Source organism: Corynebacterium sp. H78 (assembly GCF_037572275.1).
Classification (GTDB): Bacteria; Actinomycetota; Actinomycetes; order Mycobacteriales; family Mycobacteriaceae; genus Corynebacterium.
Genome location: NZ_JBBHKX010000002.1, coordinates 537,072 through 556,621, shown reverse-complemented (window position 1 = coordinate 556,621; position 19,550 = coordinate 537,072). Strand labels below are relative to the sequence as shown.

Annotated in this window: 17 protein-coding genes and 2 riboswitches; of the genes, 6 read left to right on the top strand and 11 right to left on the bottom strand. The window is 56.3% G+C overall.

Annotated elements, in window-relative coordinates; translation table 11 throughout:
- The first annotated feature begins 57 nt into the window (after nt 1-57).
- The gene (locus tag WG934_RS03695; RefSeq protein ID WP_339988746.1) at nt 58-858 is read left to right on the top strand and encodes an NAD-dependent deacylase; all 801 of its coding nucleotides are present in this window, start codon (nt 58-60) and stop codon (nt 856-858) included.
- Between the two features lie 28 nt (nt 859-886).
- Here WG934_RS03695 and WG934_RS03690 read toward each other — a convergent pair whose 3' ends face one another.
- A complete protein-coding gene (locus tag WG934_RS03690) occupies nt 887-2,074 on the bottom strand; it encodes an acyl-CoA dehydrogenase family protein (protein ID WP_339977714.1) in 1,188 nt (395 codons plus the stop codon).
- 116 nt (nt 2,075-2,190) lie between these two features.
- The gene (locus WG934_RS03685) at nt 2,191-3,087 is read right to left on the bottom strand and encodes a YdcF family protein (protein ID WP_339977712.1); all 897 of its coding nucleotides are present in this window, start codon (nt 3,085-3,087) and stop codon (nt 2,191-2,193) included.
- Between the two features lie 59 nt (nt 3,088-3,146).
- On the opposite strand from WG934_RS03685, the gene WG934_RS03680 reads away from it, so the two are divergent.
- Nucleotides 3,147-3,758: a hypothetical protein gene (locus tag WG934_RS03680; RefSeq protein WP_339988744.1), complete on the top strand. Its 612-nt coding sequence runs from the start codon at nt 3,147-3,149 to the stop codon at nt 3,756-3,758.
- Nucleotides 3,759-3,772: 14 nt separating this feature from the next.
- Here WG934_RS03680 and WG934_RS03675 read toward each other — a convergent pair whose 3' ends face one another.
- From WG934_RS03675 to WG934_RS03660, 4 genes are all read right to left on the bottom strand, one after another.
- A complete protein-coding gene (locus WG934_RS03675; protein ID WP_339977709.1) occupies nt 3,773-4,270 on the bottom strand; it encodes a hypothetical protein in 498 nt (165 codons plus the stop codon).
- 7 nt (nt 4,271-4,277) lie between these two features.
- Nucleotides 4,278-5,036 (bottom strand): energy-coupling factor transporter transmembrane component T family protein, encoded by a 759-nt coding sequence (locus WG934_RS03670; RefSeq protein ID WP_339977707.1) that lies wholly within the window; start codon nt 5,034-5,036, stop codon nt 4,278-4,280.
- Nucleotides 5,033-6,529 carry an ABC transporter ATP-binding protein gene (locus WG934_RS03665; RefSeq protein ID WP_339977705.1) on the bottom strand — a complete coding sequence of 499 codons (1,497 nt, stop codon included), beginning with the start codon at nt 6,527-6,529 and terminating at the stop codon, nt 5,033-5,035. The genes WG934_RS03670 and WG934_RS03665 overlap by 4 nt, the downstream gene beginning before the upstream one ends.
- Nucleotides 6,530-6,535: 6 nt before the next feature.
- Complete coding sequence (locus tag WG934_RS03660; protein WP_339977703.1) at nt 6,536-7,186, bottom strand: ECF transporter S component; 651 nt, start codon at nt 7,184-7,186, stop codon at nt 6,536-6,538.
- Nucleotides 7,185-7,332, bottom strand: a riboswitch (TPP riboswitch). (Overlaps the previous gene by 2 nt.)
- Nucleotides 7,333-7,378: 46 nt before the next feature.
- On the opposite strand from WG934_RS03660, the gene WG934_RS03655 reads away from it, so the two are divergent.
- Both WG934_RS03655 and WG934_RS03650 read left to right on the top strand, forming a co-directional pair.
- Nucleotides 7,379-9,328, top strand: a complete 1,950-nt coding sequence (locus WG934_RS03655; protein WP_339988742.1) for a hypothetical protein — start codon at nt 7,379-7,381, stop codon at nt 9,326-9,328.
- A 115-nt stretch (nt 9,329-9,443) separates the two neighbouring features.
- A complete protein-coding gene (locus WG934_RS03650) occupies nt 9,444-9,710 on the top strand; it encodes a hypothetical protein (protein ID WP_339977699.1) in 267 nt (88 codons plus the stop codon).
- 106 nt (nt 9,711-9,816) lie between these two features.
- On the opposite strand, the gene WG934_RS03645 is transcribed toward WG934_RS03650, so the two are convergent.
- From WG934_RS03645 to WG934_RS03635, 3 genes are read right to left on the bottom strand one after another with little or no spacing between them, the layout of a single operon-like run.
- A complete protein-coding gene (locus WG934_RS03645; protein ID WP_339988740.1) occupies nt 9,817-11,133 on the bottom strand; it encodes an alpha-amylase family protein in 1,317 nt (438 codons plus the stop codon).
- Nucleotides 11,130-12,482: a M20 metallopeptidase family protein gene (locus WG934_RS03640; protein ID WP_339988737.1), complete on the bottom strand. Its 1,353-nt coding sequence runs from the start codon at nt 12,480-12,482 to the stop codon at nt 11,130-11,132. Before WG934_RS03640 ends, WG934_RS03645 begins: the two co-directional genes overlap by 4 nt.
- A complete protein-coding gene (locus WG934_RS03635) occupies nt 12,479-13,864 on the bottom strand; it encodes a M18 family aminopeptidase (protein WP_339988735.1) in 1,386 nt (461 codons plus the stop codon). Before WG934_RS03635 ends, WG934_RS03640 begins: the two co-directional genes overlap by 4 nt.
- A gap of 47 nt (nt 13,865-13,911) precedes the next feature.
- On the opposite strand from WG934_RS03635, the gene WG934_RS03630 reads away from it, so the two are divergent.
- Nucleotides 13,912-14,823, top strand: coding sequence for a patatin-like phospholipase family protein (locus WG934_RS03630; RefSeq protein WP_339988733.1), 912 nt, complete (start codon nt 13,912-13,914; stop codon nt 14,821-14,823).
- Between the two features lie 32 nt (nt 14,824-14,855).
- Here the strand turns inward: WG934_RS03630 and WG934_RS03625 are convergent, their stop codons facing one another.
- Together WG934_RS03625 and thiC are read right to left on the bottom strand one after the other, a co-directional pair.
- Entirely contained in the window at nt 14,856-16,184 is a 1,329-nt protein-coding gene (locus WG934_RS03625) for a glycosyltransferase family 87 protein (RefSeq protein WP_339988732.1), read from the bottom strand.
- Between the two features lie 263 nt (nt 16,185-16,447).
- Nucleotides 16,448-18,154, bottom strand: coding sequence for a phosphomethylpyrimidine synthase ThiC (gene thiC / locus WG934_RS03620; protein WP_339977687.1), 1,707 nt, complete (start codon nt 18,152-18,154; stop codon nt 16,448-16,450).
- A riboswitch (TPP riboswitch) is annotated at nt 18,153-18,273 on the bottom strand. (Overlaps the previous gene by 2 nt.)
- Before the next feature lie 171 nt (nt 18,274-18,444).
- On the opposite strand from thiC, the gene WG934_RS03615 reads away from it, so the two are divergent.
- The gene (locus WG934_RS03615; protein ID WP_339988730.1) at nt 18,445-19,302 is read left to right on the top strand and encodes a LuxR C-terminal-related transcriptional regulator; all 858 of its coding nucleotides are present in this window, start codon (nt 18,445-18,447) and stop codon (nt 19,300-19,302) included.
- The last annotated feature ends 248 nt before the right edge of the window (nt 19,303-19,550 follow it).

Here is a 19,550-nt window from a genome sequence, read left to right as displayed (position 1 = left end):
TTCGCGATTTCATGAATATATCCGCAGTTCGTGAGTACTGCACGTACCGTTGACGGTATGACTACCTCTCCTCAGACTCACCCGGCTGTGCCTGGCTCGATTGCCAAACTCGCTACCGCTGCGAACACCGTTGAGTTCTTCACCGGGGCCGGAATGTCCGCCGAATCAGGTCTCGAAACCTTTCGAGATAAGCAAACTGGCTTGTGGTCCAAAGTTGACCCGATTGCCATGGCCAATTTCGATGCATGGCGACGTGATCCATCCCGCATCTGGCCCTGGTACTTGTGGCGCATGAGCAAAGTCCAAAACGCCACGCCAAACGCTGGTCACATAGCTATCGCAAAGTGGACAGAGCTGCTTTCCGACGGCCCCGGCTGGGGCCACGTCACCACTCAGAACATCGACAACCTGCATGAACGGGCAGGAAGCGATCATGTAGCGCATCTTCATGGCAGCCTATTTGCTTTCCGCTGTGACCACTGTGGTGCCCCAGCTGAGCAGCCTGATCCTCCTCGCGAGCCCGTCGAGAAGCTCATGCCACCGTTTTGCGAACGCTGCGTGGCAGGTCTTATCCGTCCAGGAGTGGTGTGGTTTGGCGAGTCACTCCCACAAGCTGCGTGGATGGAAGCCGAAATGTACAGCCAGAAGGCTGAACTCATGATCGTGACGGGCACATCGGGTGTCGTCTTCCCTGCTGCGGGATTACCGCTGGCTGCGGTCGAGGCTGGTATTCCAGTCGTTGAGATTTCTCCGGAAGAAACTGATTTCACTCCGCACGCAACGCACTTCTGGCAAACCACGGCTGCGGTGGGGCTTCCTGCGCTTGTCGACGTCGTGAAAAAGGCCCGCGAACAGTAAGTTCACGAGCCTTCATCAGATGACGTGATTAGTGGCGGTTCTTTGCCTCGTTGAGAACCTGGCGACCAGCGACCATGCGGCAGACCTGGTTGGTTCCCTCGTAGATCTGAGTGATCTTCGCGTCACGCATCATGCGCTCAACTGGGAAGTCACGGGTGAAGCCGTAGCCACCAAGCAGCTGGACAGCATCGGTGGTGACTTCCATAGCCACGTCAGATGCGTATGCCTTAGCAGCTGCAGCCATGAGGCCGAGCTTTGCACCGCCTTCTGCGTGACCACGCTCAGCGTTGGATGCTGCAGTGTAAACCATAAGGCGGGCAGCTTCGATCTTGGTGCGCATGTCAGCGAGCATGAACTGGGTGTTCTGGAAAGCTGCAATTGGCTTGCCGAACTGCTCGCGCTCCAGCACGTAACCCACGGCGTAATCGTATGCACCCTGGGCGATACCCAGTGCCTGTGCGCCAATGGTTGGGCGGGTGTGGTCGAGGGTTTCCAGAGCAGTCTTGAAACCGGTGCCCTCTTCGCCAACCATGCGGTGGGCTGGGATTCGGCAGTCCTCGAAGTAGAGTTCTGCGGTGGGGGAACCCTTGATGCCCATCTTCTTCTCCAGGCCACCGACACGGAAACCTGGGTCATCAGCACGAACCATGAAGGAAGAGATGCCGTTTGCACCCTTTTCTGGGTCGGTGACTGCCATGACGGTGTACCACTTCGAAATGCCACCGTTGGTGATGAAGCACTTGGAGCCGTTCAAAACCCACTCGTCGCCATCGCGGACAGCGCGGGTCTTCATTGCGCCTGCGTCTGAACCAGCTTCACGCTCGGTCAGCGCGTAAGAAGCCATGTCGCCGTTTGCGATGTCCTGCAGAACTTCCTGCTTCAGCTCTTCGGAGCCCTTCAGGATCAGGCCCATGGTGCCCAGCTTGTTCACTGCAGGAATCAGAGAGGAAGAACCACAGACACGAGCAATTTCTTCAATGACAATACAAGCCGCAACGGAGTCGCCACCCTGGCCACCGTATGCCTCTGGTACGTGGATTGCATTGAAGCCCGACTCGTTCAACGCCTTCAGAGCTTCCTCTGGGAAACGCTCCTTCTCGTCAACCTCAGCTGCGTGTGGAGCGATCTGCTTTTCGGCGAGATCACGGATAACTGCGCGCAGTTCCTGATGCTCTTCTGGAAGCTCAAAAAGGTCGAAGCCTGGGGTCAGTGCCATGGATAATCCTCCGTAGTCTTATGTACGTTTTGCACGCTCATGAAGGCGCAATGCGTAAGTCCTCACCCGATGGTAGTTCGACTTTTTCGGAGCCGGGAGTTTTTCGGGAGAAACGACTACTTTTCACCCGAATGTGATTGCTGCGCCCACTGCCGTGCCCACTTCTGGCCCCGCTGCTGCGCCCACTGCGCCACCATGACCGGCTGGGCCAAAAACTCTCGCAGAATGGACGTTGCCCAGAACCGTGATGGTGTCGGAGCACCTTCTACCTGCCACAATTGCCCCGCAGAGGCCAGACCAGCTTCGCGCACATTCTTAGTCACGCGCAACACATGGAAGTCACTTGTCACCACAATGACACGACCGACAACACCGAGCGCTGCAGAGTTGCGAAGGTTTTCCACCGTATTCGCTGATTGCTCCTCTTTCACCACTCGCACCCAGCCACGATCCCGTAACCACGTTGCCATGACATCCGCTTCCGATTTGGTGGAATTCGTATCGGTATCCGAACCCACTCCACCACTGCAGATGAACAGCACTGAGTCGGGATCATCTTGCCTGCGAGCTACGGCGACGGCCTTTTCCAGTCGACGGCGCAATAGCTCTGACGGTTCGTCGTTACGTAAAGCGCAACCGAGAACCACAATTGTGGATGCCTCTCCCCTACTCCGGCATGACCAACCTCGGCGAATGAACTCGAAAACGGGGAGGCCAAATCCCGGCGTAGCACTTGCACCGAGATAAGCGATAGCCGTTGCGTTGGCAACGGCGTGACGACGGATCGGTAACGCAACAGCCATCCCAATTCCCAGGACTGCGCCCATTGCTGTGAGCTGCCATGAAGTCGGTCGACGATTCGGCAACCGTGGCGGACGCATGAGTGGATCGAGGTGCGTGCGAATTCCGGAATTCAGAAGGAGTGCCGAGAATGCACTGGTACCGACGGCAAGGGTGTTGCGCACGGCAACACTACGTAGCACGTGGCTGCCGAGAGGCGAATGCGCAAACATAGTCCTAAGTCTAGGTTGGCTCTACCCGAAACCTGTGGCGACACCATAAAATTGCTGACGTGAACTCAACTGACATGAACTCAACTAACCGGGATCGTTTTCTCATTCCGACTGGCAAGTCTGGCTCAGAGTGGGTTGAGTGGCTCAATGAGAAATCAGCCTCAAACTCCTCTCACACGGACATCGTCTACCTCGTGCTGCCGGAGATTGAGGCGTATCACCACGCGAGCGCTCCAGCTGTCCAGACCAATGCCGCGTGGTGGGCACAAGGCGTGACAGTGTTTTACGAGCAAGCAATTGGTCGCCGGGAAGTTGGCCAGCGTTGTACTGGTGACTGGTCGGCATCGGCATCAAAAACTCTGCCCGGCGATATGACCACGGTGCGCGATGAGTTCAACGCTTTCATGAATCAGGTCATTGAATCTGGAGCGCTTGACATCGAAGGCAAACCTTCAATATCCGATACCGAGAAGTGGCGGTACTGGCGTTGTTCCATGGCCGACGGCACACGGGTGGATGTTGTCATTCAGGACAAGAAGCCGGGCAAAGATGGTGTTGCCAAGGCCGGGCTCGCCGTGAATCACAACAAACTCGACAGTGCTGAAGCTCGAGACAGTGCAAAAGCAATGTGGAAAGAACTCCTGTCCCAGTTCGCATCATCGCGCAGCTAGGCCTTTCAACTCCACTAGCGTCGCACAATCCAGTCAGCCAACTCCCACGGAACATGGGCTGAGTAATGAGCATTCTCTTGCTCCGCCCACATCTCCCAATGCGTGGCAAACTCCGGATCGCGGCGGAGCGCACGCGCACGACGTGCCTCACGGTCGAGATCCAACCACACACCCCACGCTTCCCCGTCGCCAATCCCGCGGGCTGCAGCCACATTGGCCTTGGTCAGCGCCCCGCAGCCTTCGACAATGAGCGAACCGCTTGCCGACGACGGCGTTCGCACCCACTCCGCAAAATCGTAGGCGTACCAATCCCAGCGGTGAAAACCCCGACGCTCGGCCGGTAACGCTGGATTCAAAACTGACTCTGCAATGAGGTCAGATGCCTCCGCCAATCCAGACCAGCCGGGATACATATCCTCCACGTGTAGTACTGGCCACCCCAGAACGCCCTGCAGATGGCAGGCAAAAGTCGTCTTCCCCGAACCACTGCGACCGTCGACAAGCAAAATCATGTGCGTCCTATGAAACCCCGAGGAAACGGAACTGCCCGGTCCACACTGCGACCGCGATTGCCAGGATGGCAATACCTACGCACGCTGCAATGACAGCCCAATCACGAGTGCTAAACGACGACTCGCGAGCCCACGTCCGTTCCACTGACGAGCCGAAACCGCGTGCTTCCATCGCCGTCGACAGCTTCGCGCTACGACGCAACGCGAATACCAACAATGCGAAAACCTGACTAAACAGGCGACGAATCTTGCCGTCATCGCCGAGGCCTCGTGCGCGCCGGGCGCGGGTGAGAGCGTGCCAATCGTTGACGAACAACGTCATCAGACGAACGCCCGCCACCGCAGCAATGACGAACTTCGCAGGGAGCTTGAGGACTTGCGCGAGGCCGTCGCCAAGATCCGTGGGGTCAGTATTGGCGGTCAACACCATGACCGGCAAACCAACAGCAAGCACGCGCATCATGATGGCGAATGCCAAGGAAATGGAATTATCCGAGATCGTGGCAAGCCAAAACTCGAAGTAAATTCTGCCGCCGGGTTCGCCGTACAACAGCATCGAAATGCCGGAGATCGGCGCTGCCAGCAGAATTGGCCACGCCCGGCGCGCCAGTGCACCTAGTCCCAAGCCACACAGTGGCGACAGCACGATGGTGAAAGCCAGCGCCACCGCCGCAGAGACCCAGTCGATGGAGATGAGCAGCGGGGTGGTCATGAGCATCAGGCCGATGATTCTGGCGACTGGATTCGTTCCAGCAAGGAGATTCATGGGGTCACCTCGCCTTCGCCACGTTTCGGTTTGTCACGTCCTGATGTGTCATGGCCACCGCCGCTCGGCCGACCCACATCGATAACTCGATCGCCCATCGCCGCGACCACCAACGGATCGTGCGTTACCGAGACTACGGTGACTCCCTTGTCGACCAACTCACGCAAATACTTCAGCAACTCCACAAATGTCAGCCGATCTTGCCCAAACGTCGGCTCGTCAAGAATGACAGCTGCCGGCGCAGTAGCAAGCATCGTCGCCACTGACAGTCGGCGCTTCTCTCCACCTGACAAGGTGAAGGGGTTCGCATTTGCGAGGTGCGACAGTCGAAGTCGTTCCAGTAGCGCATCCACTCGCTCCAAACCGTCCGGATCTTTCACCAAACGCGGCCCAAGCTCCAGTTCTTCCCGCACGGTCGCCGCCACAAACTGATGCTCTGGAGCTTGAAAGACATTCCCAATGCGAGTTGCCAACTGCTTGGATTTCCACCGAATTGGCTCTGGTTTTGCTTTACGACGCAGCTGTTCCGATGCCTCCACCGTCCCTGCCAACGGAGCCAAGAGGCCACCGAGGGTTAACGCCAGTGTCGATTTTCCACTGCCGTTCGGCCCCACCAGACACGTACTGGCATGAGCAGGTATCTCGATGTTGAGGTCGCTACGCACCGGCGCGGAGTAACCAATGGTGAGGTGATCCGTCCGCAATGCCCACTCGGCAGTATCTGCCACGGTGCGTGCTCTGGAAACCTCTGGTGCAGGACCCGGGAGCCACACACCCGCTGCCCTGAGGGATTCTCCGTAAGTAGCAATAATGTCTGTCGGCGCGCCGTCTGCAATGATCGTGCCTTGGTCACCGACAACAAGCACACGGTCGACATGGTCAATCCAGGTATCGACTCGATGCTCCACAATGACCAGCGCAGCACCAGTGGTGTGTGCTGCGTGCAAAGCGGCGTCACGAAGCTCTGTGACACCAGCAGGGTCGATATTTGCAGTGGGCTCGTCGAGGCACATCACTTTTGCGCCCATCGCCAATACCCCGGCAATAGCGAGTCGCTGTTTTTGTCCACCAGATAGCTGTTCCGTCGGGTGATCGAGTGGCACATCCAGCCCAACGATCTCAGCTGCCCGACGCACCCGCTGCCAAATCTTGTCGCGAGGCACGCCAAGGTTTTCAGCACCGAAGGCAATATCGTCGCCAACGCGAGCCGAAATCACTTGCGAATCCGGATCCTGCAGCACCAAGCCCACCACGCCACGCATGCTTTCAGCGGGGTGTCCGTGCACGGTGAGAGTGCCGATGCGCTCGCCGTCGGTGTCGTCTCCAAGTACACCTGCGATCCCCGCAAGCAGGGTCGACTTTCCAGCGCCCGATGCGCCGAGCAATAGCACTTTCTCGCCCGCGTGAATATCGAAAGTGACATCGTAGAGGGCAGCTTTACGACGTCCTGCATGACGCCACCCGAACCCTCGGGCAGAAACAACGACGGTCATGGTGAACTAGACTTCGCCACGCACCTCGCGGCCGGCAGCGAATCGGTCCAGTGCTCCAGTCTTAGCTAACGCACGAGTCAGCAACCACGCAACCAGGCCAGCCAGGATTGCACCCGAGATGAACAGAGTCGAAGCGTAGATCATCTTGAACTCAAGTGCTTTAGCAAGGTTGCCAGAGGTGAACAGCTCGAGGGCGAAAGCTCCCAATCCCGCGAGAGCACCGGACAACATCGATACTCCGAGGCCGAACTTGCGGTACATCAACAGAAGGAAGATCAATTCCGCGCCCAGTCCCTGTGCCAGACCCGAGTACAGCGTGGAGATTCCCCACTGGCTGCCCAACGCTGCGGATGCAGATGCAGCAATGAGCTCGACGAAGATGGCAGCGCCTGGCTTGCGGATAATCAACATGCCCAGCGGACCACCCAACAGCCACACACCTACGGCGAGTCCGCCCAAGCCAGGGGTCACTGCATCCAGCGCTTCAAACCATGTCCCGCCAACGATGTTCCACACCAGGAACACCAAACCAACAGCAACGCCGAGAACAGCCGCGGTGACAATATCAATCACTCGCCACGACAATCGCGATGTTTGCGCTGACTTTCCAGCCACTGGTGTCGATGTCGACGCTTTGTCGTTGCTCACATTGCTCATGGAAAAGCCTCCCAGCTTCCTTCGCCGGCATGACCCGGACAGGTTCTAGCGGTCAAAAACAGCCTGAGCCGTGTTTTCCTCTCAGTTCTTCGTGCCTTGTTGCCGCGTTGGACAAGAAAGCTGCTAGAACTCCCGCGTGGATTTCGCGTTGAATGCTACCACCTAGGGCATACCTCCCTTATGTTTAGTTTTATGACCGCACAGCGTGACGCAACAGCACTTGAGCATCCTCGCAGCCTTTCTAAGCTTCAGACTTTGACGCCGAAGCAATGGATGGTGGGGGTTGCCCTCATTGTGGTGGCGCAGCTTCTCGGTCGTGTCTGGGTGTTAACTGGTCGCACTTTCTACTGGGACGACTTCATCATCGTGGGCCGTGGCGCACATACTTCGCCGTGGTCCACTGATTTTTTGCTTCAAGAACACGATGGCCATCTCGCACCCCTGTCATTCCTCGTGCAAGGGTTGGTCAACCAGATCGCACCATGGCAATGGTGGCTGCCCGCCACGTTAATGCTGGTGGGACAAGCCCTCGTCACAATTTTGATGGCCACAGCCCTACGCCGCATTGCTGGCCGTACCTGGGTCGCACTCGGCGCATTGGCGATCTCCATGCTGACACCACTCACCCTGCCAGGGTCGACGTGGTGGTCCGCCGGTATCAACGCGCTTCCCATGCACATTGCGATGGCGGGACTCACCGCATTGGCCATCCGTATCTCTTTTGCCCCGATCGCGGAATCTTCGCTTGACGACGATTCGTCGCAAAGCAAGAACGTACCTTCCACACAGCCCGGTCGATTGAGTGGCACCAGTTTGGTCATTGCTGCAGTTGGGGTCATGCTCGCGTGTGGTTTCTTTGAAAAGTCCCTCGCTGTGATGCCGGTGGCTCTCATGGTCACGATTTTTGTGGCGTACATGCGCCGGGAGCGGATTGGAAAGGTGTTGCACCGTGGCCGCACTTTGTGGCTCGTCACCGGTGTGCTGACGGCGCTCTGGGCGGTGCTGTATGCGGTGACATCACTGAACACAGCGCGTGAGACAGCAGGGACACCTCGCATGGAGCTGTTCTTCAACGGATTCGGTCAGCTCCTCGCTGGGCTCGCAGGCGGACCCTGGCTATGGGATCGCTGGGTACCAGGGCAGCCATTCGCAGCGGCACCAACTGGACTCATTGCTATCGGTGGCATGCTCATTCTTCTGACGTCTGCAGTCAGTGTCGGTCGGGACAGTCGCGCGTGGGCACCATGGCTCGGCTGGCTGGTATACGCAACCACCGTGTTGTTGGTGATGACGGTTGTTCGTTCCGGAGTTCACACTTCTGATGTTCTCGCCCATACCCTGCACTACTACGCTGATGTCGCACTTGCGCTCGGTTTTGCTATCGCAGCGTCGTTCATGGGGATCAACTTTGAACATTCAGCTCCGCCACTTCCGCAACGCACTCGTGAGCTGATTTTGGTGTTGGTCATTGCGTTGGGGTTGTCGTCAGCGGTCTCCGTCGTCACGTTCCGCAATGCGTGGCGTGAAGACACAACCGAGCAATGGCTCGAGACCGCGAACTCTTCGTTGGAAAAGGCACGTGCTGACAGTCCGACCATTTTGGATCAGTCAGTGCCATTTGAAGTACTCCTGCCAGTCGCGGCACCAGCGAATACCTACTCGCGAATTTTCGCAGATGTTAGCGAGGATAAGCGTCCGGCATTTGCACGTGTCACAGACAAGCCACGAATGTTCTCCAACGACGGTTCCGTTGTTGACGCCGCGGTAACACCGGTGACGCGCATCGCCCAAGGAGATGTTTCAGAATGTGGAACCGAAGTTAAGGCGAATGCTTCGGGTACGGCGCAGGTGGATATCCCGATGTCGGACATCATCAAGCTTGGCGATTGGGTGGCTGAGTTCAACGCAACCGCATCATCCCCAATGGATGTGCGGCTAAGCCTGCCCAATCCATTTGAGAACGACGAGCAAACACGCAATGGATCCACTGCGGTCCATGTCGGGACCGAGTTGTCCAGGCGTTGGGTCGCCGTTTCTGGTGGCGGAAACACCTTCCGTGTGAATATTGAGAAGGCGGATCCACATGCTGTTTTGTGCGTCGGCGCGGGGGCGATTGGCCCGCTGGTTCCCGCTAATCCCTGAGAATCTACTAGAATGTCTGTAAGAATCTCATTCGTGAAGACGCATGTACTCGTGAACTAATAGCCACAGGTACAACGTGCACAGCTTTTTCAGCTTTCTAAGAGGAGTCCATTTCATGCGTAACCGCTTTGTTGGCGCCATCGCCGCTACCGCTATTGCCGCTGCAGCCCTGGTTGCTTGCTCGCCACCGAATGAGCAGCCTTCGGATATTAAGGTCACCGACCAGGAGAAGGCTGAAAAGCCTTTGGGCACCGGCTCGAAGGATTCCAAGAAGGAAGACACCAAGAAGTCGGGCGCTGAATCTGAGTCCGCTTCCGAGTCGGAAGCTGCTGCAGAATCTGAAGCTCCTGCAGAAGGCGCTGCTGAGCCAGCTGCTCAGTAAAGCTCCGCTTAGACAAAAGCTCACCAAAAACCCGCTCGCTGCGACGGTCCATTGACCGCGTCGAGCGGGTTTTGTCGTGTTCCGTATTAGTTTTTGCGGCTAAGAATTAGGATTCCGGGAAACGGAAATCGACGGAATCCCCTACTGCGACGGTTGCGGTTGGTGAACCGTCGATGCTCAGCGTCACAGTCAGCTGACTGTTGCTACCATCCGTTGCCTTAGTGACGTAGGACAACTTCCCGTTAGCCACCTCGGTGATCTCCGTGATGGCGGTGTGCAACCAAGGATGACGACGTCGCAAAGCAATCAGCTGCTGATGTGCCCGCAGGATCCACTCTCCGATAGGCGACAATTCGTCTGGAGAAGGTGGCATCAATGGGCGAACCTGATCATCACCACCAGCACGATCCTCCTTCACCCCGGTATAGCCCTGTTCATCGCCGTAATAGACCACTGGCAAGCCACCAACGGTCATAAGAACAGTCAATGCCAGAACAGCCTTGTCCTGCCCTACCTTGGACGCAATGCGCGTGACATCATGGTTTCCAACGAATGTCAACGGCACAAAGGTTTTGAGAAATTCATTGTGGCGCTTGAGAGTCCACTCAAGCTCAAAGAAATTCTTCTCCTTCAGCGACGACCAAATTGACTTCCACAGCTCGTACTCTGTGACGGCATCGAAAGTCGAGGTTCGGACAATATTCGGGTAGTCGCCATGAATGACTTCACCGTAGAAATAGGCATGCGGATACTTCTCACGCAAACCAGGAAGAATTTCGGCCCAGAACTTCGGATCTACCGCGTAAGCAGCGTCTAGACGCCAGCCGTCGACACCCCGTGCCAACCAGTAATCCATGACCGAGGCAACAAACTCCTTCGTCGCTGTCGACTTGTGGTTGAACTCGATCAGATCGAAGTTGCCTTCAAAGCACGGTGCGGACGGTGGATTAACCGAACGATCGATGTCGAACAATTCGGCTTCCGACGAATCAGGATCCTCCAGTGCAGTACGGAACATCGGAGCTTGGGAGCCGATGTGGTTGAACACGCCGTCGAAAAGTACCTTGATTCCTCGATCATGAGCATGCGCGATCAATCGCACCATGTCGTCCTCAGTACCAAGCCGGGGATCGATACGGAAGTAATCGAGCGTGTCGTAACCATGACTCGTCGATTCGAAAACGGGCCCCAGCTGCAGGACATTCAAGCCCATTCCCTGGATGTAGTTGAGCCACGGCAACATACGATTCAAACGCGGTTCATGCTCAACTGGAGTGCCAGGAGCGGACTGCACAGCAATTTCGTGTTCGTGGATTGGTGCACCGACAAAACCCAGCGGATACACATGCCAGCCAATTGCATGCTCCACCCATGCTGGGCTTGGCACGCGCTCCGAAGAAGGTCGGACAGTGTTATTACTCATAGTTTCCTCTTTACCACTTCTGCAGCCTTAGATTGTGGAGTGCCGAATCCTGGTTTCACAGGTCGTGGCGGCAGTGTTCCTGCAGGCTCCATGCGATTCTCGCAGTCTTGTGGCATTTCCGGTGCAGCTGGGAATCCAGGGGCGAGTGCATCAAGAGCAATCTGCACTTCCACCCGAACTCCGGCATTCATGGCACGCTCAACGACATCGAACCGAGAGTTGTGGAGGAAAAATGGCATGCCCACTTCCGGACCGCCGCCACCGAGGAACATATAGCAGCCAGGGACTTCACGGGAGAAATAGGAAAAGTCATCCGACGGCGACCATGGTTCAGCCGCAAACACTCGATGTTCGCCAATGGCCTTGACCGCAGCGTGCCAAGCACGATCCGAAGCTCTGTCTGCATTGACCACCATTGGGTAAGGAATTTGCCACTCAAAATTCGCCTGAGCACCATGAGCTGCACAAACGCCGTTGACCAACGTTTCGATCCGATGACAGATTGACTCCCAGTCACTTTCGTCAACAGAGCGAATGGATACTTCCAGCCTCGCGGTATCTGGAATGACGTTTCCGACTTCGCCGGAATGCAACGCACCCACGTTGACAATATTCATGTGCCTCGGATCGAGGTTTCGACTGACAATAGTGTTCAGCAGCATCGTCGCTTCACTGGCGACAAGAACAGGGTCGACGCTCAGCTGCGGATTCGAGGAGTGTCCACCACGACCGCGAATACCGATGGACACGATCCCCGACATCGTGGACACGCGACCTCGGCAAATACCGACGTGCCCCACTGGATGTGGTGCGACATGGAAAGCGTAGACCTCATCGAGCTCGTCTGCAGCGCCCGCTGCCACCAATTCGCGAGCGCCACCAGGGAGGGATTCTTCGGCGTGCTGGAAAATGCACACCACCTTGCCATGCAACTGGTCACGCATGCTCTGCAGAATCTTGGCGGTGCCGAGCAGCATGGCCGTGTGCACATCGTGTCCACAGGCATGCATAACGCCCGGGTTGCGGGAAGCGAACTCCAAACCTGTTTCTTCTTGGACAGGTAGTGCATCAATATCAGCGCGGAAGCCTACTACGCGCCCAGTTTCAGGGTCGCCTGCAGTACCGGCAATGGTGCCAATTACGCTCGTAGGGGTCAGTCGAACGGTCGTGATCCCCCATTCCCGCAGCAGCTCTTCAATGAAGTCTGCAGTCTCAAATTCGCGGAAGCTGAGCTCTGGGTGGGCGTGCAAATGGCGACGCCACTCCACTACCTCTTCCATTGGCACCGTAAAGGACGTGGTACTTCCCGCGCGAACACCGGTCGTTGTAGTCGCAGTCTCCTCGGTCACGTGTGGCTCCCCATGGTCGTCGTGGTCCAGAACGAAGTGATGAGTTCCATCATCCACCACGGATCCTTCACTCCGCAGAGTTCTCGTGGTGAATGCATCGACAACATCGCTGCGCCAAGATCGATCGTCTCGATACCAAGCCGTGTTGCCGTAATCGGCCCAATGGTTGATCCACACGGCTTATGGTTCGCCGACACGAAATATTGCACCGGAATAGTCTCGCCGATCCGTTCCGATGCTTGCTTTGCGACGCGCTCCACCAATGCTTGTCCCACTGCATTGGTGGCATAGCGCTGGTTAGCGTTGATCTTTAGGACAGGTCCGCCGTCGAGCTTCGGATGATGCCCGGGCTCATGCTCTTCCACATAGTTCGGGTGAACTGCGTGTCCACCATCGACGGACAAGCAGACGGAGCGTCGATACATGCGCTGAGTCATGTCCCCCGTTGCTCCGGCGGCGGTGGCGATTCGTGTCAGCACGTCGGCAAGCAGTGGCCCCGCAGCACCAGTGGTAGAGGCAGATCCCACTTCTTCGTGGTCGAAAGCAACGAGAACTGGAATGGTGTTGGTGGCCGGAGGTGTGCCGGTAGCCAGCATGTTCTCGAAAGCAACGAGAGATGCATGCACGCTGAGGAGGTTATCGAGGCGCCCGCACGCGAGGAACTCGTTGTTCAGACCGAAGGTTCGTGGGCGCTGGGTATCACACGAAATAAGATCCCATGCGACGATGCGCTCCACCTCCATCCCCGCTGCAGCAGCAATAGCCTGATGAATACTGGTTTTAGCAGCCGACCCGGATTCTGGCAGCAGCCCGATAATGGGCACTGTGTGGCGCTGCCGGTGCAACTTCAACCCTTCCTCATTGACCGCTCGATTGAGGTGAATTGCCAACTGTGGGATACGCGCAATTGGGCCGGTACGCACGAGGTGCTCGGCACCGTCGACATCAACGACTCGACCTGCAAACTCAATCTCGCGGTCGGTCCACGCCCCCAGCAATGCACCACCGTAAACCTCACAGGCAGCCTGGGCATATCCTGCTGAGGTGACTACAGGATTCGGCTTCAACCGGAACCCCGGCGAGTCAGTATGCGACCCGACAATAGAAAAGCCCCACGTGGCGGGATCGTCGGCAAGCTCTGGCGGAACGATCCAGGCAACAGCAGCACCACCGCGTTGCATCACGTAAGTGCCCGCTGCAGCAGGCCACGGGTCTGCTTCAGTAACGTACGTGGCTCCGGCTGCGACCATGCGCCGAACCACTTCACCTGCTGCGTGGTACGAACTTGGTGACGCCACCACGAAGTCAATCAGATCTTCACAGTGCTTATGCGCTGGTGAGTCCGCTACCACCGAACTTGATTCCGAATAATCCGTGCTCATATACCCATCATTACTGATTAATCCGCATCACGTTAGAATTGCCATTCATGAACGCTCCTGCTGATGACTCGTTGCCACGCACTAAGGCCCCAAAAGTCGCTCTGATTTTTGAAGGCGGAGGCATGCGAAACGCCTACACCGCAGGCTGCGTGACGACGCTCCTCGAAGAACGCATCGATGTCGGTTGGGTTGGTGGAATCTCCGCTGGCTCTTCCCTGACATCGAACTACTTGGCAGGCGATATTCAACGGAATATTGGTTCGATGACGACAATCGCCGTCGATCCGAAATACGGCGGGTGGGGCAGTTTCTTTCGAGGTCGTGGCTACTTCGATTCGGAGTACATCTATCACACAGCGCCGATCACAACGTACGAGAATTTTGGGCCTTTCCGCTTTGACAATGTGATGCAGAGTCAGATCCCTTTCCGCATTGGTGCACTAAAACTGGCTTCCGACGAAATGGTCTACTGGGGTCGCGAAGACATGACCGATGTCGATTCCATGATGACTCGCGTTCGGGCTTCGTCTTCACTCCCTGGCTTGATGAGCCCCACCATTATCGATGGCGAAAAATACGTCGACGGAGCGCTTGGGCCATCTGGTGGCATCCCGCTCGACGCAGCTGAAGCCGATGGTTTTGACAAGTTTCTGGTGATTCGTACCCGACCGGAGGGTTTTCGTCGTGAAGAATCGACCCGACCTGGACTTGTTCGTAGGGTGTTCCGTAAGGAACCAATCCTGGCTGAAGCGATTCTCGCACGCCCGACGCGCTACAACGCGACCGCTGAGAAGCTTGAAGAATACGAACGCCAAGGCAAAGCGCTGCAGTTCTTCCCTACTGATATGCGGATTAATAATCGTGAGCGCAACCTGGACAAGGTGCTTGAAGCGTACAGATTGGGTTATGAGCAAGCACAGCGCGAACTACCGAGGTGGTTGGAATTCTTGCAAGCTTAGGGGCAGATAGCATTTAGTTGCTGCACGCGGAGTTAATGTGCGCGGTGGTGACCGGCACTGTGCTTGCCGTACTGCTGGTGTGCCCGCACAAGATGGTCGAGTTCATCAAATCCCAGCATAGAGTCGCCGACATCGCGACCGTCGCCGTGAGCCGCATGTATACCTGCAGTGATCAACAACAACACCATTGCAGTGATCAGTGCTGTAATACCTGTGTACGGCGTGCCTTCAACAAGGGCAATGGCACCAGTCGGCATGGCCATCGGGAATACCAGCATAAAACCAACTGCCGCCACTCCACTCCAGGCAATGTGCTTGGTCCACGATGTATTCGACATCGCAAGAATTCCCGCAGCAAACATCACGACAAGAACGAGGTAATGCTCCCAAACGATCGTCGAAAAGGCGACACCAATTCCCCAAGCCATTGAGGCGAGAATTTGGAAGCGGTAGTAGCGATTCACCCAGGCAACAGCAATGGTGATTATGACCATTGCGACAGCAAGAATTATCGGCAAAGTACGGACGCTGCCTGGGTAATCCTGTACGAGAATGACCCCTGCCTCAGCGGGAATTTCATGTTTCAACATGGCTGATGACAAAGACTGATTCACTTCGCCAACCAACACGCCATCGTTGATGTCCTTCAGACTGCTCCACCATTTGTCCAGCAGGGACTTGTTCAGAGTCAACGCTGTAACCAAGAACGGCAAGGACGTCACACCGATTGCTACTGCACCGGCAATCCAACGCCGGCGTGCAAACAACAGCACCGGAATGAGCACAATGGGTGTGATCTTCACTGCGGCCACCATGCCCAACACGATGCCTGCAAAGTACGGACTTCTCGACGATGTCGCCAGGGCATATGCCCCACCAGCAGTAACAAGCATGGTCGTCTGCCCGATCCACGTGACAGTCTGAGTCGACGGCATCGCTGCAAGCGCGATGGTCGCCGCCGCTGCATATCCCCACGGCATGGTAGTTGAGTGCCAAAGGCGATATACCGAGGCGACCAGTACAACCATGGCAGCACCGGTCAATGCAGATAGCCACACGACGGACGTTTCAAATTCCATCCAATTCGTCAGTGGCGCCATTAGATAGGCCACGAATGGATTGTGGACGAAAGGATGCGGAAAAGGCGTTGGCAGCTGAGCAGCGGCAGACAGCCATTCGTCACCAGCGATAAGTGAAAACTCGTTTGGGTCACGGTCGTACAGGTGGTCAACCTGACCTCGATCTACAAGCATGCCGGCAATCCACAGCGATGCCCAGTCATCCGGCTGCTGGCGTTCGAACCAGGCCCACGCGTTGGCTACGCCCATGACAATGGCCAGAATTCCGAGCTGCCAAGACATTACTCCGGCTTCCGAAGCAGGTCGTTTCGGCTGACTATTTCTACGCCTTAGTAGAGACGTTGGCTTCTGTGGTGTCCGCGACGACCGTGTGCTTTCCGACGGTCGTCGCGGTTCTGTCAGCCCTGTAGAAATGGCCATGCACCCCTTGTGGTTAACGTCTAATACTTTGCCCAGCTAAGATACTTAAACATATCTGGTTGGGCATTTCAGTATTCATCTCAGCGTTTCACAATTGAGTGAAGTGTCACGACATGGAATGAGGGCTACTGCCCCGCGATTGGCAAGTACACCTTTCCACCTGACTCTGCGAACTGATCCGACATCTCGGCCATACCAGCTTCGATAGCCTCGACAGTCTCCAACCCCTTTTCAGCTGCATAATCGCGGACATCCTGCGAAATGCGCATGGAACAGAACTTAGGTCCACACATCGAGCAGAAGTGAGCTGTCTTGGCTGGCTCTGCTGGGAGGGTTTCATCGTGATAGTCGAGTGCAGTATCCGGATCAAGAGCCAGCGCAAACTGATCATGCCAACGGAACTCGAAGCGTGCCTTCGACAGTTCGTCGTCACGCTCCTGTGCACGTGGCAGCCCTTTTGCCAAGTCAGCTGCATGAGCGGAGATCTTGTATGTAATCACACCGACCTTTACGTCGTCGCGATTTGGAAGACCAAGATGTTCCTTCGGGGTGACGTAACACAGCATCGCAGTGCCTGACTGCGCGATAATTGCCGCACCAATCGCTGACGTGATGTGGTCATAGCCTGGAGCAATATCAGTAGCCAGTGGGCCCAGGGTGTAGAACGGTGCTTCCTCGCACCACTCCTCTTCCCATTCGACGTTGACTGGAATCTTGTGCATGGGCACGTGTCCCGGACCTTCGATCATGACCTGGCAGCCACGGGACTTAGCGATCTTGGTCAATTCGCCGAGTGTCTTCAGCTCGGAGAGCTGGGCCTCGTCATTAGCGTCAGCGATAGAGCCTGGACGCAACCCGTCGCCAAGTGAGAACGTCACGTCATACTGCGCCAGAATGTCGCAGAGCTCCGCAAAGCGGGTGTACAAGAAGCTCTCAGTGTGGTGAGCCAAACACCAGGCCGCCATGATCGAACCACCGCGCGAAACGATGCCAGTGACACGATTTGCAGCCAGCGGGACGTAGCGCAGCAACACGCCAGCATGGACAGTCATGTAGTCGACACCTTGCTCGCACTGCTCAATGATGGTGTCGCGGTACAACTCCCACGTGAGCTTCGACGGCTCGCCGTTGACCTTCTCCAGTGCTTGGTAGATGGGCACAGTACCGACTGGTACTGGAGAATTCCGCAAGATCCATTCCCGAGTTTCGTGAATGTCGCTGCCCGTAGACAGATCCATGATCGTGTCGGCGCCCCACCGAGTTGCCCACACCATCTTCTCTACCTCTTCCGAGATGGAGGAGGTCACAGCAGAGTTGCCAATATTTGCGTTGACCTTGGTAGCGAAACGCTTACCAATGACCATTGGCTCGATTTCAGGGTGCTTGTGATTCGCCGGAATGACTGCGCGCCCAGCGGCTACTTCTTCACGCACAATCTCCGGATCGACGCCCTCACGAGCAGCAGCGAACGCCATTTCCGGCGTAATGATGCCAGCTCGAGCCCATGCCAGCTGTGTCTTTACCTGTGGCGAATCATCTTTTGTCGGATCCGCAGCGACTGCCGGAGCCATCGACCACTGCTCACGAATCTTTGCCAGGCCAGCCTTCAAATCCAGTTGTGGATTCTCTTCGGTATACACGCCCGAGGTGTCGTACACATCAAAGTGGCCACCATCTGTCAGCTCAATGCGTCGCGCCGGGATGCGCAACGTAGCTGAACCAAATTCGTTTGCAAAGTCCACATTGTCATAGTGCTTGTGACTGCGATAGATAGGCCCGGTTGTAACTTCGCCCTCTTGCGGAGGGGCTGATTTGAGCGCGCGAGAAACCATAGTTCTGCACTGTCCTTTCCTACGCCGGAATTACCCGGCTCAGGTTCAATCGGTCGACACCCGATACCTGGTGTCCTCTCAGCGCCGGAGATTCGGTTGGCGCTCCCGTGGATGAAGTAGCAATAGCAACACTACATCGCCATTAGTCTTGCGTAGTGAAGTACCTACATCTTTGCTCCTCTACGTCGTTTACTTCACGACGATCACCCCTCCACCTTCTGCGCCAACCCGAGGCAGAGAAATCCTGGAAACTGCAAATTCCTTGAAGTTTCCATGGGTAAACTATGCGCATGTCTGCCCAATCCCGCCCGGAAGACCGGGAGCTAGTCCGCCAGATGGTGCGTTCTTTGCGTCGCAATGCAGAGCTACCTGTGGTGTTCGCTGGGATGGGCAACTCAAACCAGGTTGTCATCACTGAAGGCGTTGGTCTTCTAACTGATTCTTTGCGCGGCCTGACTGTCCACTCCGGCGAAGGTCTTGGCGGATTGAGTTTGCGGGACCGCAGGCCAGCTGCGGTGACAGATTATGCTTCAGCAAAAATCATCACCGACAGCTACCGTAGTGAAGTCAATGTGGAAGAGCTGGGCTCGGTGATGGCCATTCCGGTGGTTGTCTCCGACCAAGTACGCATGGTCCTCTACGGTGCCTATCGGCGCACCGGCGCTATTGGTGATCGGGTACGCAATACAGGCTTGCAGATTGCCCGGCAGACTGCCGATGAGCTGCGCATTCGCGATGAGGTCGATCGTCGTCTTGCTATGGCAGAGGCAGCCCATGTGCCAATTATTGGCGAAGGGGTGAGCTCTGCCGATCGGGAAAAGCTCCGGGAAATCCACGCTGATTTGCGCTCGATTGCCGCTTCCACTGACGACAGTGACCTGAAAGCTCGCCTCATGTCCGCATCCCAGGGCCTAGCGGGAATTTCCGGACTTGATGCCCCTCGGGAGGATCTCCCCCGTCTCACCGCACGAGAGTTGGACGTACTTGCTCACGTTGCACTCGGCTGCACAAATGCAGAGACCGGAGTGCGATTGGGACTGTCCGGAGAAACAGTGAAAGCTTATTTACGAAACGCTGCTACAAAGCTCGGAACGTCGGGCCGGCACGCGACGGTAAGCCGTGCTCGTACCCTCGGCCTGCTGCCGTAAAACTTCTTTTTCCTTTCTCTTAGAAATTATTTACTCGCACCTGACCATGGTGTGATTTTTTGTTTGTGCAGTACAACGGCATTTTTAACGGCGTTCCGAAGACTTTTCCTGTCCGTTTTTTAGTTATATTTACACAATATACCCTTTCGGGTATATGTGACCCAGAACACATCTACGTAGCTTTGGTCTTACCTTGCTAATCGGTCTTAACTACACCGTTCACCAAGCCGCGCACACCGAGTGCCGCG